General features: G+C 65.2%; 17 protein-coding genes. 11 read left to right on the top strand and 6 right to left on the bottom strand.

The genetic code is table 11. The annotated features are described in order from the left end of the window. Positions 1–51: 51 nt before the first annotated feature. The 3 genes from M622_RS38355 to M622_RS38345 all read right to left on the bottom strand — a co-directional run bounded on the left by M622_RS38355 (position 52) and on the right by M622_RS38345 (position 4,380). Complete coding sequence (locus tag M622_RS38355) at positions 52–822, bottom strand: spermine/spermidine synthase domain-containing protein (RefSeq protein WP_021251043.1); 771 nt, start codon at positions 820–822, stop codon at positions 52–54. A gap of 9 nt (positions 823–831) precedes the next feature. After that, positions 832–3,414: a DNA mismatch repair protein MutS gene (mutS, locus tag M622_RS38350; RefSeq protein WP_442478138.1), complete on the bottom strand. Its 2,583-nt coding sequence runs from the start codon at positions 3,412–3,414 to the stop codon at positions 832–834. Positions 3,415–3,579: 165 nt separating this feature from the next. Then, complete coding sequence (locus tag M622_RS38345; RefSeq protein WP_021251041.1) at positions 3,580–4,380, bottom strand: inositol monophosphatase family protein; 801 nt, start codon at positions 4,378–4,380, stop codon at positions 3,580–3,582. A 99-nt stretch (positions 4,381–4,479) separates the two neighbouring features. On the opposite strand from M622_RS38345, the gene M622_RS38340 reads away from it, so the two are divergent. The 11 genes from M622_RS38340 to iscX all read left to right on the top strand — a co-directional run bounded on the left by M622_RS38340 (position 4,480) and on the right by iscX (position 12,968). Beyond that, positions 4,480–5,211 carry an RNA methyltransferase gene (locus M622_RS38340; protein ID WP_021251040.1) on the top strand — a complete coding sequence of 244 codons (732 nt, stop codon included), beginning with the start codon at positions 4,480–4,482 and terminating at the stop codon, positions 5,209–5,211. A gap of 181 nt (positions 5,212–5,392) precedes the next feature. Continuing rightward, the gene (cysE, locus tag M622_RS38335; RefSeq protein WP_021251039.1) at positions 5,393–6,148 is read left to right on the top strand and encodes a serine O-acetyltransferase; all 756 of its coding nucleotides are present in this window, start codon (positions 5,393–5,395) and stop codon (positions 6,146–6,148) included. Between the two features lie 137 nt (positions 6,149–6,285). Continuing rightward, on the top strand, positions 6,286–6,768 hold the full coding sequence (iscR, locus tag M622_RS38330; protein WP_031347596.1) for a Fe-S cluster assembly transcriptional regulator IscR: 483 nt from the start codon (positions 6,286–6,288) through the stop codon (positions 6,766–6,768). Positions 6,769–6,776: 8 nt separating this feature from the next. Further along, positions 6,777–7,940, top strand: coding sequence for a cysteine desulfurase family protein (locus tag M622_RS38325; RefSeq protein WP_021251037.1), 1,164 nt, complete (start codon positions 6,777–6,779; stop codon positions 7,938–7,940). Positions 7,941–7,996: 56 nt separating this feature from the next. Then, on the top strand, positions 7,997–9,208 hold the full coding sequence (locus M622_RS38320) for an IscS subfamily cysteine desulfurase (RefSeq protein ID WP_021251036.1): 1,212 nt from the start codon (positions 7,997–7,999) through the stop codon (positions 9,206–9,208). Between the two features lie 40 nt (positions 9,209–9,248). After that, on the top strand, positions 9,249–9,632 hold the full coding sequence (iscU, locus tag M622_RS38315) for a Fe-S cluster assembly scaffold IscU (RefSeq protein ID WP_021251035.1): 384 nt from the start codon (positions 9,249–9,251) through the stop codon (positions 9,630–9,632). A gap of 27 nt (positions 9,633–9,659) precedes the next feature. Next, positions 9,660–9,983, top strand: coding sequence for an iron-sulfur cluster assembly protein IscA (iscA, locus tag M622_RS38310; RefSeq protein ID WP_021251034.1), 324 nt, complete (start codon positions 9,660–9,662; stop codon positions 9,981–9,983). Positions 9,984–9,997: 14 nt separating this feature from the next. Continuing rightward, complete coding sequence (gene hscB / locus M622_RS38305; protein WP_021251033.1) at positions 9,998–10,531, top strand: Fe-S protein assembly co-chaperone HscB; 534 nt, start codon at positions 9,998–10,000, stop codon at positions 10,529–10,531. A 23-nt stretch (positions 10,532–10,554) separates the two neighbouring features. Continuing rightward, a complete protein-coding gene (gene hscA, locus M622_RS38300; RefSeq protein ID WP_021251032.1) occupies positions 10,555–12,423 on the top strand; it encodes a Fe-S protein assembly chaperone HscA in 1,869 nt (622 codons plus the stop codon). 7 nt (positions 12,424–12,430) lie between these two features. Further along, the gene (fdx, locus tag M622_RS38295) at positions 12,431–12,772 is read left to right on the top strand and encodes an ISC system 2Fe-2S type ferredoxin (RefSeq protein ID WP_021251031.1); all 342 of its coding nucleotides are present in this window, start codon (positions 12,431–12,433) and stop codon (positions 12,770–12,772) included. Between the two features lies 1 nt (position 12,773). Further along, positions 12,774–12,968, top strand: coding sequence for a Fe-S cluster assembly protein IscX (iscX, locus tag M622_RS38290; RefSeq protein ID WP_021251030.1), 195 nt, complete (start codon positions 12,774–12,776; stop codon positions 12,966–12,968). Between the two features lie 80 nt (positions 12,969–13,048). Here iscX and M622_RS38285 read toward each other — a convergent pair whose 3' ends face one another. From M622_RS38285 to dapE, 3 genes are read right to left on the bottom strand one after another with little or no spacing between them, the layout of a single operon-like run. Next, positions 13,049–13,504, bottom strand: coding sequence for a response regulator (locus tag M622_RS38285; RefSeq protein WP_021251029.1), 456 nt, complete (start codon positions 13,502–13,504; stop codon positions 13,049–13,051). 28 nt (positions 13,505–13,532) lie between these two features. Continuing rightward, positions 13,533–14,516 carry a 50S ribosomal protein L3 N(5)-glutamine methyltransferase gene (prmB, locus tag M622_RS38280; protein ID WP_031347594.1) on the bottom strand — a complete coding sequence of 328 codons (984 nt, stop codon included), beginning with the start codon at positions 14,514–14,516 and terminating at the stop codon, positions 13,533–13,535. A gap of 29 nt (positions 14,517–14,545) precedes the next feature. After that, entirely contained in the window at positions 14,546–15,733 is a 1,188-nt protein-coding gene (dapE, locus tag M622_RS38275) for a succinyl-diaminopimelate desuccinylase (protein WP_021251027.1), read from the bottom strand. Positions 15,734–15,740 lie beyond the last annotated feature (7 nt).

Here is a 15,740-nt window from a genome sequence, read left to right as displayed (position 1 = left end):
ATAACGTGCGCACGGTTGTTCTGACCATGTGTTCGGCGGCTGGTGTCGGGTTCAGAGGTGCAGCACGCCGCCCGGGACGCTGCCCGATTGTTCCAGCCGGGCGATGGTCGGGCCCAGATCGAGGCCGCTTGCGAGCTTGAGCGCGCGCGCGCGTTCGCGCAGCTCGCTCAGAGCGCGCTCCACCGCCTCGCCAGCGGCGCCAAAGGCGACCACATTGCCGCTGTCGCAGGACGGAAAGGCGAGCGCGCGCCCGTCGAAAGCTTTCAGCACGCGCTCCACGCTGGCCTTGTAGCCGCGCGAACGGCCAAACAGGTTGACCGCCATCAGCCCGCGCGCGGACAGGCGCGAGTGCAGGGCCTGATAGAAGGGCAAGGTGTCGAGTGCGCCCGCGCGCGCATTGCGGTCGTAACCGTCGACCAGGATGTAATCGTAATAGTGGTCGTTTTCCATTACGTACTGGGCGCCGCAGCCGACATGGATGGAGAAGCGCGCGTCTTGCTCGGGCAGCTTGAAGAACTGGCGTGCGGCGGCGATCACCGAGGGCGCGATCTCCACCACCTTGACCCGCGCCTGGGGGCAGTTGTGATGCACGAACTTGGCCAGGGATGCTGCGCCGAGGCCGATGATGAGCACCTTTTTTGGCCATTGCCCGGCGTCTTCGGCGAGGCCATCGCGCAGCAAGAGCCCGGCCATCATCTCGCGCGTATAGGCAAGCTCGAGCGCATTGGGTTTGCGGATGCGCATCGCACCCTGTATCCAGTCCGAGCCAAAGTGCAGGTAGCGCACGCCGGCGGCTTCTGAAATATCGATCGGGGTCGTCATCAGGGAGTCTCAGGAGGCCAGGCGCTTGAGCGCATACAGGCGCTCGAGCGCCTCGCGTGGGCTCAGCGCGTCGGGGTCGATGCTGGCGAGTTCGCTCAGCACCGGGTGCGACAGCGCCTCGGGCTCGGCTTCGGGCAGGTCGGCGAACAGGTCGGCCTGCGGCCCGGCGTGGATCTCACGGTTTTCCAGCGCGCGCAGACGGCGCCGCGCGTCGCGGATCACCGCGGCTGGAATGCCGGCCAGTGCCGCCACTTCGATGCCGTAGCTCTGGCTGGCCGGGCCTTCCTCGAGGGCATGCAGGAAGACGATGCGGTGGCCATGCTCGACCGCGTCGAGGTGCACGTTGGCGCACTCGGGGTAGTCGGCATTGAGTCGAGTGAGCTCGAAGTAATGGGTGGCGAACAGGGTCAGGCTGCGGTTCTTTTCCAGCAGCTGGCGCGCGATCGCCGCCGCCAGCGCGAGGCCGTCGAAGGTCGAGGTGCCGCGGCCGATCTCGTCCATCAGCACCAGGCTGTGTTCAGTTGCACCATGCAGGATGGCGGCGGCCTCGGTCATCTCCACCATGAAGGTCGAACGCCCGGAAGCGAGATCGTCCGAGGCGCCGATGCGGGTGTAGATGGCGTCCAGCGGGCCGATCTCCGCCGCCTCGGCCGGCACGAAGCTGCCGACATGGGCGAGCAGGCAGATCAGCGCCACCTGGCGCATGAAGGTCGATTTGCCGCCCATGTTGGGGCCGGTGATCATCAGCATGCGGCGATGCGCGGCGAGGCGGGCGTCGTTGTGGATGAAGTTCTCGACCTGTCGTTCGACCACCGCATGACGGCCACCACGGATGTCCACCCCGACGCCGTCGCGAAACTGCGGGCGGCAGTAGTTGTAGCGCAGCGCGGCGTCGGCGAAGGCGGCGAGGCCGTCTGCCAGCGCCAGCGCGCGGGCGATGCGCTGCAGGGCCGGAATGTGCGTGCACAGCGCGTCGAGGATGGTCTCGTAGAGCAGCTTCTCGCGCGTCAGCGCGCGTTCCTGCGCCGACAAGGCCTTGTCCTCGAAGGCCTTCAGCTCGGGCGTGATGAAGCGTTCGGCGTTCTTCAGGGTCTGGCGGCGGCGGTAGTCGTCGGGCACCTTGTCGGCATTGCTGCGGCTGACTTCGATATAGAAGCCATGCACGCGGTTGAACTCCACCTTGAGGCCGGGAATGCCGCTGCGCTCACGCTCGCGCGCCTCGAGTGCGAGCAGGAACTCGCCGCAATTGGTCTGGATGTCGCGCAACTCGTCCAGCTCGCTGTCGTAGCCGGGGGCAATGACGCCACCGTCGCGCACCATGGCGGCGGGTTCGCTGGCGATGGCACGCTGCAGCAGTTCGAGCGCATCGGGCGCAATGGCGAGCGCGGCGCAGATTTCGACCAGCAGCGCGGCGTGGCAGCCGCTCAATGTCTGCTCCAGCGCGGGCAGGCGGGCGAGGGTGTCGCGCAGGGCGGACAGGTCGCGCGGGCGCGCACTGCGCAGCGCGACACGGGCGGTGATCCGGTCCACGTCGGCCACTCCGCGCAGGGTGCCGCGCACGGCGGCGGCGCTGCGGCCGGTGCTGGCCTCCAGGCCCGTGATGGCGAACGCGTTGTCCTCAGCGCTCAGCGGCTCACCGACGAGCTCGGCAACTGCCGCCTGGCGCGCGGCCGGCAGCGCGCGCTCGCGCAGCGGATGGTGCAGGGCATGGCGCAGCCAGCGTGAGCCCATGCTGGTCATGCAGGTATCGAGCAGCGAGAGCAGGGTGGGCGAGGCTTCGCCGCGCAGGGTCTCGGTCAGCTCGAGGTTGCGCCGGGTGGCGGCGTCCAGACGCAGGTACTCGGATTCGCGCTCGACGATGAGACCGGTGACGTGGGCGAGGGTCTGGCGCTGGGTGGCCTGGGCATAGTCATAGAGCGCCGCCGCGGCGCCGAGAGCGACCGGCAGGTCTTCGACGCCGAAACCGACCAGGTCGCGAGTGCCGAAGTGGTTGGTCAGCAGCCGGGCGCCGGTCTCGGCATCGAACTGCCAGTCCGCGAGCCGACGCAAGGCGGGCGCCAGGGTCTCGAGCAGGGGCAGCGCCAGCCCGTCGGCGATCAGCACTTCGGCCGGGCGCAGGCGCTCGAACTGCGCCTGCAGGGTTTCGGCCGGGCACTGCATCAGGCGCAAGTCGCCGTTGGCAAGGTTGAGCCAGGCCAGACCGAGCACGCCGTGATGCAGGTTGGCCGCGAGCAGCAGGGCGTCGCGACGGTCATCGAGCAGCGCGGCATCGGTGAGCGTGCCGGGGGTGACGATGCGGCTGACCGCGCGCTCCATCGGCCCCTTGGTCGCGCCCGGCTCGCCGACCTGTTCGGCGATGACCACCGCTTCGCCGAGCTTCACCAGGCGCGCCAGATATTGTTCGACGGCGTGAAAGGGCACGCCCGCCATCTTGATCGGCTGGCCGCTGGACTGGCCGCGCGTGGTCAGCGTGATGTCGAGCAGGCGCGCGGCTTTTTCCGCGTCGTCGAAGAAGAGCTCGTAGAAATCGCCCATGCGATAGAGCAGCAAGGTGTCCGGGTGCTGCAGCTTGATGCGCAGATATTGCTGCATCATTGGCGTGTGCTGTGCGATTTCGGCTTCGCTCAGTTCGCGGGGCTGGGGCTGAGACGTCAATGCAACCTCTGGATCGGGACAGTCCGGGCGTGCGGCAGGCCGGCCCGGTCATGATCGAAAAACGGCCGCGCCACGGGGTCTGCGGCCGCTGTCTGCACCGGATCAGGTCTGCAGGGTGGACGGCCGGTAGGACTGGATGATGGGCAGCAGCTGAGCGAAGATCTTCGGCGTGCCAGCGACCATGTTGCCGCTGCTCATGTAGCCGTTTTCGCCCGACAGGTCAGACACCAGGCCGCCTGCTTCCTGAATGAGAAGGGTGCCCGCTGCCATGTCCCAGGGGGCGAGGCCGATCTCCCAGAAACCGTCCAGGCGCCCGCAAGCCACGTAGGCGAGATCAAGCGCTGCCGCCCCTGGGCGACGGATGCCGGCCGTTTTCTGCGCCAACTCCTTGAGCATGGCGAGATAGGCATCGACGTGTTCGAACTGCCGGTAGGGGAAACCGGTGCCGATGAGTGAGTCACCCAGGCGGGTGCGGCGCGACACGCGCATGCGGCGATCGTTGAGGAAGGCGCCGCTGCCGCGCGAGGCGGTAAATAGTTCATTGGTGTTGGGGTCGTAGACCACGGCGTGTTCGAGCACGCCGTTCTTGGTCTGCGCGATCGACACTGCGTACTGCGGAAAGCCGTGGATGAAGTTGGTCGTGCCGTCGAGCGGGTCGATGATCCAGTTGAACTCGCTTTCAGGTCCGGACTCGCCGGACTCCTCTGCTAAAATCCCGTGCCCTGGAAAGGCGTCGCTCAGCACTTCGATGATCGCCTTTTCGGCCAGGCGGTCCACCTCGGTGACGAAGTCGTTGGGCGACTTGGTGTTGACCGTCAGCAGGTCGAGCTGCGTGGATGCGCGAGTGATGATGCTTGCGGCGCGACGAGCGGCCTTGACGGCGATGTTCAGGGTGGGGTGCATGCGGAGCGGTCTCTGTTAAAGAAGCGGGGGGCAGCGCCAATCGCAGTCGCGAACACAGCCTGCCAACCCGACAAAATACGTACAACGCGGAATTTTAATATGAATCGCCCTCTTGCGCTTGACCGTGTCCGGGTCGTGCTGTCGCGTACCAGCCATCCCGGCAATATCGGCGCTGCTGCGCGCGCGATGAAAACGATGGGCCTGCGCCGCCTGTGGCTGGTGGCGCCGGCGTGCTTTCCCGACGAGGTGGCTACAGCGCGTGCGTCCGGTGCGGCAGACGTGCTGGAGTCGGCGCAGGTGGTCGGTACGCTGCAGGAGGCGCTGGCCGACACGGTGTTCTCGGCTGCGATCACCGCGCGCCGGCGCGAGTTGTCGCTGCCGCGCATGCACGCGCGTGAGGCGGCGGTGGAGATCGTCGGGCGCACGCTCGATGGTGAGGTGGCGCTGGTGTTCGGCAACGAAACCAGCGGCATGAGCAATGAGGAGGTCGGCTTGTGCAGCATGCCGGTGACGATTCCGACCGATGCCGAGTTTTCATCGCTCAATCTCGGTGCCGCGGTGCAGTTGCTGGCCTACGAGCTGCGCCTGGCGGCGTGTACGCCGCCGCCGCCGCAGGATGCGCAAGCCGAGGCGGCAACCCATGCGGACTTCGAAGGTTTCATGGTGCACCTGGAGCATGCGGTGACCATGAGCGGTTTTCATGATCCCAAGAATCCGAAGAAGCTGTTGCCGCGCATGCGGCGCATGTTCAACCGCGTGCGTCTGGAACGCGAGGAGGTCGCCCTCCTGCGCGGCATGCTGACCACCTTCGAGCAGCCGAAACGGCGTTGACCGTCCAGCGCTGCTGCAGGCTGAGTGCGGGCTTTGCTTGCGAACGGAGCGGGCTTGCAGGCGCTGCGCGGTTTCAGGATTGCGGCTAAGTCGATTAAAATGGTCGGGATTCGAGCCTCCTCGCCCAAGTTCGCCCCGCAGGCTCGGCTCTTTCGTCAATCTTTCCCGGAGTACTTTTCGAATGTTCAGTCGCCTGCGTGAAAACCTGGCCAGCGTGCGCGAGCGCGACCCTGCCGCACGCTCCACGCTCGAGGTGCTGACCTGTTACCCCGGCGTGCATGCCTTGATGTTTCACCAGCTGGCACATGGCGCATGGCGCCGACGGTGGTTCTGGCTGGGGCGCTTTCTGAGTCATGTCAGCCGCTTCCTGACCGGCATCGAGATCCATCCGGGTGCGGTCATCGGCCGCCGTGTGTTCATCGATCACGGCATGGGGGTCGTCATCGGCGAGACGGCCGAAATTGGCGACGACTGCACGATCTATCAGGCGGTCACCCTGGGGGGTACCTCCCTTTATCGCGGCGCCAAGCGCCATCCCACCCTGGGCAAGGGTGTGGTTGTGGGCGCGGGCGCGAAAGTGCTGGGCGGTTTCAGTGTCGGTGACGGGGCGAGGATAGGTTCCAACGCAGTGGTGGTGAAGCCGGTGCCCGCGGGTGCGACCGCGGTCGGCAACCCGGCGCGGATCATCGATGCCGAGCGCGACGCCGAGCGCGCGCAAAAGGCGCAGCAGATTGGCTTCAGCGCCTACGGCGTGACTCGGGACATGGATGACCCGGTGACCAAGGCCTTGCACGGCCTGCTCGATCATGCGGTCGAAACCGACCGCCGCCTGAAGGCGATCAGCGCGCGCCTGGAAGCGGCCGGGATGAAGCCTGATCCCTCCACCAATGCCACCGATGACTTCGACGCCGCCAGCCTCTCGCGAGGCGTCGATTGAGTGCGAGCGCCGCCGTGATCCTGCCGAGTAGTTGACCGTTTTTGTCGGGTTAAGTATAGTTGACCGAAACGTTCAGGTATTAGGCTCGACGGGCGTGCCCGCAAGCGAACGGCATACGGATTTCGAGAGGTGGCAAGATGAGATTGACGACCAAAGGGCGCTTCGCCGTCACGGCAATGATCGATCTGGCCGGGCGTCAGAGCGATGGGCCAGTAACCCTGGCGGGGATTGCCGAGCGCCAGAAGATTTCGTTGTCCTATCTTGAGCAGTTGTTCGGCAAGCTGCGCCGCCACGGCCTGGTCAACAGCGTGCGCGGACCCGGGGGCGGTTATCGCCTGGCGCTCGATAGCAATGCGATCACGGTTGCCGACATCATCATTGCCGTGGATGAGCCGCTCGACGCGACGCAGTGCGGCGGCAAGCAGAATTGCCACGATGAGCAGCGCTGCATGACGCACCACCTGTGGTCCAACCTCAACAAGCGCATGTACGCCTACCTCGACTCGGTCAGCCTGAGCGCGCTCGTCAAGCGTGAGGTCAAGCCGGATGCCGATATGGCGGTGCTCAAGAGTATTCGCCGTCGCGCCATCGTGCAGGTGCGCGAAATCGCCGCTGTCTGAGGCCGGGTATGAGTTTTGCACCGGTCTATTTCGACTGGAACGCGACGACGCCGCTCGAGCCTTTGGTGCGCGATGCCATGCTGCCCTGGTTGGGTGCGTCAGAGACGGTGCGTTTCGGCAACGCTTCGAGCCGGCACGACTACGGCCGGCAGGCGAGGGCGGCGATCGACGAGGCGCGGGCGCGCGTGGCGACGGCGGTCGGCGCCCATCCCACCGAGGTGATCTTCACCAGCGGTGGTTCGGAAGCAAACAATCTGTTCGTCAAGGGTGCGGCTGCGTGTCTGAAGCCTGGGATGCTGGCCTTCAGCGCGATCGAACACCCTTGCGTGCGCGAACCGGCTTATCAACTGCGACGCACCGGCTGGACCTTGAAGGAAATTGCGGTCGATGCGCAGGGCGTGATCGACGGTGAGGACTGGCAGCAGACCTTGCTGGCGCGACCGACTCTGGTGTCGGTGATGCTCGCCAACAACGAGACCGGCGTGGTGCAGGATATCGCCCGCCTCGCGGCGGAGGCGCGTGCGAGCGGGGCGTGGTTCCACACCGATGCGGTGCAGGCCCTGGGCAAGCTTGAGCTTGATTTTCGCGCCCTTGGGGTGAGTGCAATGACGCTGTCCGCGCACAAGATTGGTGGCCCGCTGGGCGCGGGTGCCCTCGTGCTCGACAAGCGCGTGGAGCTTGCGCCCTTGATCGCGGGCGGAGGCCAGGAGCGTGGTTTGCGTTCCGGCACCGAGAACGTGGCGGCCATCGTCGGCTTCGGTGTGGCCTGCGAGCGTGCGGTGGCGCGCCGTGAGTCGGAGTCGCAGCGGTTGGCGCAGTTGCGCGCTGAACTCGAGGACCAGCTCCTGGCTCAGGGCGCGGTCGTGTTTGCGAGGGCTGCCGAGCGCTTGCCGAACACCGTGTTCTTCGCCTTCGACAACATTGACGGCGAAACCCTGGTGGCCAAGCTCGACCGCGCAGGTTTTGCCTGTGCCAGTGGCTCGGCGTGCTCGAGCGCCCAGCCCGAGCCTTCGCATACCCTGCTGGCGATGGGAGTGGACCCGCTGCTGGCGCGCGGCGCAGTGCGCGTCAGCCTGGGGCGAGACAGCACGGCGCAGGAGCTCAGCCGCTTTGTCGGCGTGCTGGCGCGCGTGGTGGATGATTTGAACAAGCTGGCGTCGATCGCGGTCTGAACCGCGACCACGCTGACTGAATTAAAAGAGAAACAACCCCTCTGCGGAGAGATTCAATGCTGAAGTTCCCGATTTACCTCGACTATTCGGCGACCACGCCGGTAGACCCACGCGTCGCCGCGAAGATGATTCCGTGGCTGACCGAGCATTTCGGCAACCCGGCCAGCCGCTCCCACGCCTACGGCTGGGATGCCGAGCAGGCGGTCGAGGATGCACGCGAGCAGGTCGCGGCCCTGGTCAATGCCGACGCCAAGGAGATCATCTGGACTTCGGGTGCGACCGAATCGAACAACCTCGCCATCAAGGGCGCAGCCCATTTCTATCAGGGCAAGGGCAAGCACCTGATCACCCTGAAGACCGAGCACAAGGCGGTGCTCGATACCGTGCGTGAACTCGAGCGCGAGGGCTTCGAAGCCACTTACCTCGACGTCAAGGAAAACGGCCTGGTCGACCTTGAGGTGCTGAAGGCGGCGATTCGCCCGGACACCATCCTGGTGTCGGTGATGTTCGTGAACAACGAAGTCGGAGTGGTGCAGCCGATTGCCGAGATCGGCGAGATCTGCCGCGACAAGGGCGTGATCTTTCACGTCGATGCGGCGCAGGCCACCGGCAAGGTGGACATCGACCTCGCCCAGCTCAAGGTGGACCTGATGAGCTTTTCGGCGCACAAGACCTATGGCCCCAAGGGCGTGGGCGCGCTCTACGTCAGGCGCAAGCCGCGGGTGCGCCTGGAGGCGCAGATGCACGGCGGTGGCCATGAGCGCGGCATGCGTTCGGGTACGCTGGCGCCGCATCAGATCGTCGGCATGGGTGAAGCCTTCCGCCTGGCGCGTGAGGAGATGGCGAGCGAGAACGTGCGCGTGCGCGCGCTGCGCGACAAGCTGCTCAATGGCCTGACCGAGCTCGAAGCCACCTTCGTCAATGGCGACACCGAACAGCGCGTGCCGCACAACCTCAACATCTCCTTCGCCTATGTCGAGGGTGAGTCGCTGATCATGGCGGTCAAGGATATTGCCGTGTCCTCGGGTTCGGCCTGTACCTCGGCCAGCCTCGAGCCGTCCTACGTGTTGCGCGCGCTCGGTCGCAACGACGAACTCGCGCACAGCTCGATCCGTTTCAGCATCGGTCGCTTCACCACCGAGGAAGAGGTGGACTTCACCATCGATCTGTTGCACAAGAAGATCCACAAGCTGCGCGAACTGTCCCCGCTGTGGGACATGTACAAAGAGGGCATAGACCTCGACACCGTGCAGTGGGCAGCGCACTAAATATAACGAAGCTTCAACACAATTCCCCTGGAGATACGACATGGCATACAGCGACAAGGTGCTGGATCATTATGAAAACCCCCGCAACGTCGGTTCCTTCGCCAAGGACGACGAGGGTGTGGCGACCGGCATGGTGGGTGCGCCCGCCTGTGGCGACGTGATGAAGCTGCAGATCAAGGTCGGTCGTGACGGTGTGATCGAGGACGCGAAGTTCAAGACCTATGGTTGTGGCTCCGCGATCGCCTCGAGCTCGCTGGTGACCGAGTGGGTCAAGGGCAAGACGATTGATCAGGCGCTCGACATCAAGAACACCCAGATTGCCGAAGAGCTGGCCTTGCCGCCGGTCAAGATTCACTGTTCCATCCTCGCCGAGGATGCGATCAAGGCCGCGGTCGCCGATTACCGCAAGAAGCAGCAGGCCTGAAGCGGCCACCAGCAGGAGGTAAAGATCATGGGCGTGACCCTGTCCGAAAGCGCTGCCCGCCATGTGGCAAACTTCATCACCAAACGTGGCAAGGGCTTCGGCATCCGCCTCGGGGTGAAGACCTCGGGCTGTTCCGGGATGGCATACAAGCTCGAGTTCGTCGACGCGACGCAGGATGAAGACCTGGTGTTCGAGAGCCATGGCGTCAAGGTCATCATCGACCCCAAGAGCCTGGCTTATCTTGAGGGCACCGAGCTCGACTTCGTCAAGGAAGGCCTGAATGAGGGCTTCCGCTTCAACAACCCCAACGTCAAGGATTCTTGCGGCTGCGGCGAAAGCTTCAACGTCTGATCACCTGAGAAAGCATGAGCATAGACCTCACCCAGGACTACTTCAGCCTGTTCGAGCTGCCGCGGGCCTACGCCGTGGATGATCGCGCACTGGAAGCGGCCTGGCACCGCCTGCAGTCGCAGGTGCATCCCGATCGCTATGCCCACCTGCCCGATGCCGACAAGCGACGCTCGATGCAGTGGGCCACCCGCGTCAACGAGGGCTTTCGCACGCTGCAAAAGCCGCTCGCGCGTGCGCAATACCTTCTCGTGCTGGCCGGTGTGGATGCGGGCGTGGAGACCAATACCGCGATGTCTGCCGAGTTCCTGATGGAGCAGATGGAGTGGCGCGAGGCGGTCGAGGAGGCGAGGGCAGCGGGTGAGGTGGGGGAGCTTGAAAAACTGCACACGCGTCTGCTGCAGCATGCGCGCGAGGTGCGCGCGGCGCTCGAGCGCCAGCTCGATATTGATCACGACTACGCACAAGCAGCCGACACCGTGCGTCGGCTGATGTTCATCGAAAAACTACAGCACGAGATCGACGACGCCCTGCTCGCGCTCGAAGGCTGAAAACAAGAGGCACGGATTCCCTGATGGCCCTGTTGCAGATTGCCGAACCCGGCATGTCCACCGCGCCGCATCAGCATAGGCTGGCGGTCGGTATCGACCTTGGAACCACGAACTCCCTTGTCGCCACGGTGCGTAACGGTATCGCCGTGTGTCTGCCGGACGAGGCCGGGCGCTCGATGCTGCCTTCGGCGGTGCGCTATCGCGCCGATGGCGGCATAGACGTGGGGCAGGTGGCGCTCAAGGCGCAGACCACTGACGCGCGCAACACCATCCTCTCGGTGAAGCGCTTCATGGGGCGGGGCGTCAAGGACGTCGCCCATGTGGAGACCATGCCCTACGACTTCGAGGATGGGCCGGGCATGGTGCGGCTGCGCACCGTGCAAGGTGTGAAGAGCCCGGTGGAGGTCTCGGCGGAAGTGTTGCGCGTGCTGCGCGCGCGCGCAGAGGCCAGCCTTGGGGGAGCGCTCTGCGGCGCCGTCATCACCGTGCCGGCCTACTTCGATGATGCCCAACGTCAGGCCACCAAGGACGCAGCGCGCCTTGCCGGCGTGGACGTGCTGCGCCTGCTCAACGAACCCACCGCAGCGGCGGTGGCCTACGGCCTCGACAATGCGGCCGAGGGCGTGTATGCAGTCTATGACCTCGGCGGTGGCACCTTCGATCTGTCCATTCTCAAGCTGTCGCGCGGGGTGTTCGAGGTGTTGTCGACCAACGGCGACGCCGCGCTGGGCGGGGATGACTTCGATCATCGACTGTTTTGTTCGATCCTGGAACGCGCCGCGATTGACCCGCCTTCGCTCGAGGATGCGCGTCGGCTGCAGATGAAGGCGCGCGAGGCCAAGGAGTTGCTGACCTCCTGCGAGGAGGCGCCGATCCATGTACGCCTGAGTTCGGGAGAGCTCGTGGATATCGTCATCACACGCGAGGACTTCGCCGAGATGACCCGACACCTGGTGCAAAAGACGCTGACGCCGGTGCGCAAGGCGCTGCGTGATGCGGGGCTGGCGCCGGACGAGGTCAAGGGCGTGGTGATGGTGGGTGGGGCGACGCGCATGCCGCATATCCAGCGCGCGGTGGCGACTTTCTTCGGGCAGGAGCCGCTGACCAATCTGGACCCCGACAAGGTCGTCGCCCTGGGTGCGGCGATGCAGGCCAATGCGCTGGCCGGCAATCGTGCGCAGGAGGACGACTGGTTGCTGCTCGACGTCATCCCGCTCTCGCTCGGTCTGGAGACCATGGGCGGGCTGGTGGAAAAGGTGGTGCCGCGCAATTCCACCTTGCCGGTTGCGCGCGCGCAGGAGTTCACCACCTTCAAGGACGGTCAGACCGCCATGGCCTTCCACGTCGTGCAGGGTGAGCGTGAACTGGTCGCCGACTGTCGTTCGCTGGCGCGCTTCGAGTTGCGGGGAATTCCGCCCCTGGTGGCGGGAGCGGCCCGCATCCGGGTGAGCTTTCAGGTGGATGCGGACGGGCTGCTGTCGGTGTCCGCGCGAGAGATGTCTTCGGGGGTGGAGGCGAGCGTGCTGGTCAAGCCGTCCTACGGGCTGTCCGATGACGAGATCACCCAGATGCTCAAGTCGGGCATCGAACATGCCGGCGATGACATGATGTCGCGCGCCCTGCGCGAGCAGCAGGTCGAGGGCCAGCGCATGATAGAAGCCGCCGAGCGCGCGCTGGCCAGCGATGGCGATCTGCTCGACGTCGAGGAGCGCGGCGCGATCGATGCCGCCATCGCCGAGCTGCGCGCCTTGTGCGCGGGCAGCGACCATCGTGCGATCAAGACCGGTATCGATGCATTTGCGCGTACCACCGATGAATTCGCCGCCCGGCGCATGGACAAGAGCATCCGCAGCGCGCTGGCCGGCCACAAGGTAGACGAGTTGGAACTGTGACCCCATCATGACCCAGATCATTGTCCTTCCCCATGTCGAACTCTGTCCCGAGGGCAGTGTGATCGAGGCCCGCCCGGGCCAGACCATCTGTGAAACCCTGCTCGAAAACGGCATCGACATCGAGCATGCCTGCGAGATGTCCTGTGCGTGCACGACCTGCCACGTCATCGTGCGTGAGGGCTTCAACACCCTGGCCGCCGCCGAGGACGAGGAAGAGGACCTGCTCGACAAGGCCTGGGGGCTGGAGCCGCAGTCCCGCCTGTCCTGTCAGGTGCACATTGGCGAGGCGCCCCTGGTGGTGGAGATTCCGCGCTACACGATCAACATGGCTCGCGAAGGAAAGCACTGAAATGAAGTGGACCGAGGTGCAGGAGATCGCCATTCAGCTGGCGGATGCGCGTCCGGAGGTGGATCCGACGCGGGTGAATTTCGTCGACCTGATGAACTGGGTGATGGCCTTGCCCGAGTTCGATGATGACCCCAAGCGCTGTGGCGAGCGCATCCTCGAAGGCATTCAGCAGGCCTGGATCGACGAGCTCGCCTGAGCCGTTCGCAGCGCAAGAGACGCACGCAGAACCGGGGCCATGAGCTCCGCTTCTGCGTTCAGTGCTCGCTCGGTGGCTGCTCAGTAGCCGTTGTTCGTACTGGCTTCCACGCTCTCGTTGATGTTCAGCCAGTATTCTCCGAGCACGCCGACGAGGTGCTGGAAGCGCTCGAAGTCAACCGGCTTGCGCACGTAACTGTTCGCGCCGAGGTTGTAGGCCTGCTGCAGATCCAGGATTTCACGCGAGGTGGTGAGGATCACCACCGGCAGCAGCGTGGTCCGTGACTCGGCCCGAATGCGACGCAGCACCTCCAGCCCGTCTATGCGCGGCAGCTTCAGGTCGAGCAGCACCACCGCAGGCAGTTCGGGCGTGCAGCCGCTGAATACACCCGTTCCAAACAGGTAATCGAGCGCCTCCACACCGTCGTGTGCGACGATCACCTGATTGCCGATGCGATTCTTGCTGAAGGCGTGAAGCGCCAGCGCTTCATCGTCGGGATTGTCTTCCACGAGGAGAATGGGACGTTCCTTGCTCATCGCGCGGCCTCGCTCAGTGATTGCTGGTTCAGGCTCCGGAGCTGGTTCTTCCACCCGGCAGGTCTTCGCGACGCAGCACGAACACCATGTCCTCCCCGCCCCGAGTACCAAGCCAGTTGAAGGGCAGCTCCGGGAATGCGTGCTCAACAATGGCCCGATTATGGCCGACTTCAACGGCGAGGATGCCGCCCTCGTTCAGATGCGCCGCGCTCTCCGCGATCAGGCGTCTGACCAGATCAAGGCCGTCATCGCCCGCAGCCAGCGCCATGCGCGGTTCATGCAGGTATTCGGCGGGCAGGGTGTCCATCGCAGCGCGCGTGACGTAAGGCGGATTGCTCAGGATCAGATCGTAGCGACGACCCTCGAGCGCCGAGTACAGGTCGGTGTGCACAAGCTCGATGCGAGCTTCCAGACCATAGTCGGTCACGTTCTGCAAGGCGACGTCGAGCGCATCTTCGGACAGGTCGGCAGCGGTGACTTCGGCATTGGGGAAGGTGTGGGCCATCAGCACCGCCAGGCAGCCCGAGCCGGTGCACATGTCAAGCACCGCGGTCACCGCGTCGGCGTCCTCGATCCAGCCCGCGAGCGCGTCTTCGAGCAACTCGGCGAAGAAGGAGCGCGGCACGATGACGCGCTCATCCACGCTGAAGCGGAAGTCACCCAGCCAGGCCTCACCCAGGATGTAAGCAGTCGGCACGCGGGCGTCAGCGCGGCGTTCGATCGCCTCCAGCAGGGCAACGCGCTCTTCACCCGGAATGCAGGCGTCGAGGAAGGGCTCGAGGCGGTCCAGCGGCAGCGCGAGTGAGCCCAGCAGCAACCACACAGCCTCGTCATAGCTGTCGCTCACGCCGTGGCCGCAGAAGATGCCGGCGCGGTTGAAACGGGTGACGGCGTAGCGCAGCCAGTCACGCACCGTCACCAGTTCGGCGAGCGGGCCATGGTCATGTTCGTGCTCGTGCTCGTGCTCGGCATCGTGTTGTTCAGCGCTGTGGGCGTGTTCGTCATGCGACATCATTGAGGTTCTCTTCTTTGAGCAAAGGTTCAGGCGGCAAGCAGGGCGTGCAGGGTGCGTTCGTAGATCTGCGCGAGCGGCTCGATCGCGCTCACCTCGATGCACTCGTTGATCTGGTGGATGGACGCATTGATGGGCCCGAATTCCACCACTTCGGCACAGATGTCGGCGATGAAGCGCCCATCCGAGGTTCCACCGGTGGTGGATAGTTCAGTGTCGACATCCAGGGTTTCCTTGATCGCGCCCGAGAGGGCGGCGACCAGTTTTCCGCGGCCGGTGATGAAGGGCTTGCCCGACAGATGCCAGTCGATTTCATGGTCGAGACCATGGCGCTCGAGCACCTCGCAGCAGCGCGCCTTGAGACTGTCGGGGGACGACACCGAGCCAAAGCGGAAGTTGAACATCAGCTCGCACAGCGCGGGAATGACGTTGTTCGCGCCCGTGCCGGCATGGATGTTGGAAACCTGCCAGGTGGTCGGTGGAAAGAACTCATTGCCCTCGTCCCAGCGCATGGCCGCGAGCTCGGCCAGGGCTGGCGCAAGCGCATGGATGGGATTCAGGGCCAGATGGGGGTAGGCGACGTGGCCTTGCCTGCCCTTGATGCGCAGGTTGCCCGACAGTGAGCCGCGGCGGCCGTTCTTGATCGTGTCACCGAGGCGTTCGACCGAGGTCGGCTCGCCCACGATGCAGTAATCGAGGCGCTCACCGCGCGCGGCCAGGGCCTCGACCACCTTGACCGTGCCATGGGTGGCGATGCCTTCCTCGTCCGAGGTCAGCAGCAGGGCAATGCTGCCGCCGTGGGAGGGGCAGGCGGCGACGAAGCGCTCGATCGCGGTGACGAAGGCCGCGAGCGAAGACTTCATGTCGGCCGCGCCGCGACCATAGAGCACGCCGTCGACAATCGTCGGTTCGAAGGGGGGCGTTTTCCAGGCCTCGAGTGGCCCGGGTGGTACGACGTCGGTGTGGCCGGCGAAACACAGCAGCGGCGCGTCGCTGCCACGGCGCGCCCAGAGATTGGACACCCCGCCCAGGTCGATGCGTTCGCAGGCAAAGCCCAGCGCGCGCAGGCGCGCGGCGATGAGCTCAAGGCAGCCGGCATCGTCCGGCGTTACCGAAGGGCGAGCGATGAGTGCGCAGGCAAGCGCCAGCGTTGGGCAAGGTGCGCGCTCATCAGCGCGGCTGTCAGCCTGGGGGTTCGGGGTGTTGGCGTGAGGCATGCGGTGA

Source organism: Thauera terpenica 58Eu, from assembly GCF_000443165.1.
GTDB classification, from domain to species: domain Bacteria; phylum Pseudomonadota; class Gammaproteobacteria; order Burkholderiales; family Rhodocyclaceae; genus Thauera; species Thauera terpenica.
The sequence above is the reverse complement of the archived record's forward strand: the minus strand, read 5'-3'. Positions and strand labels throughout refer to the sequence as shown.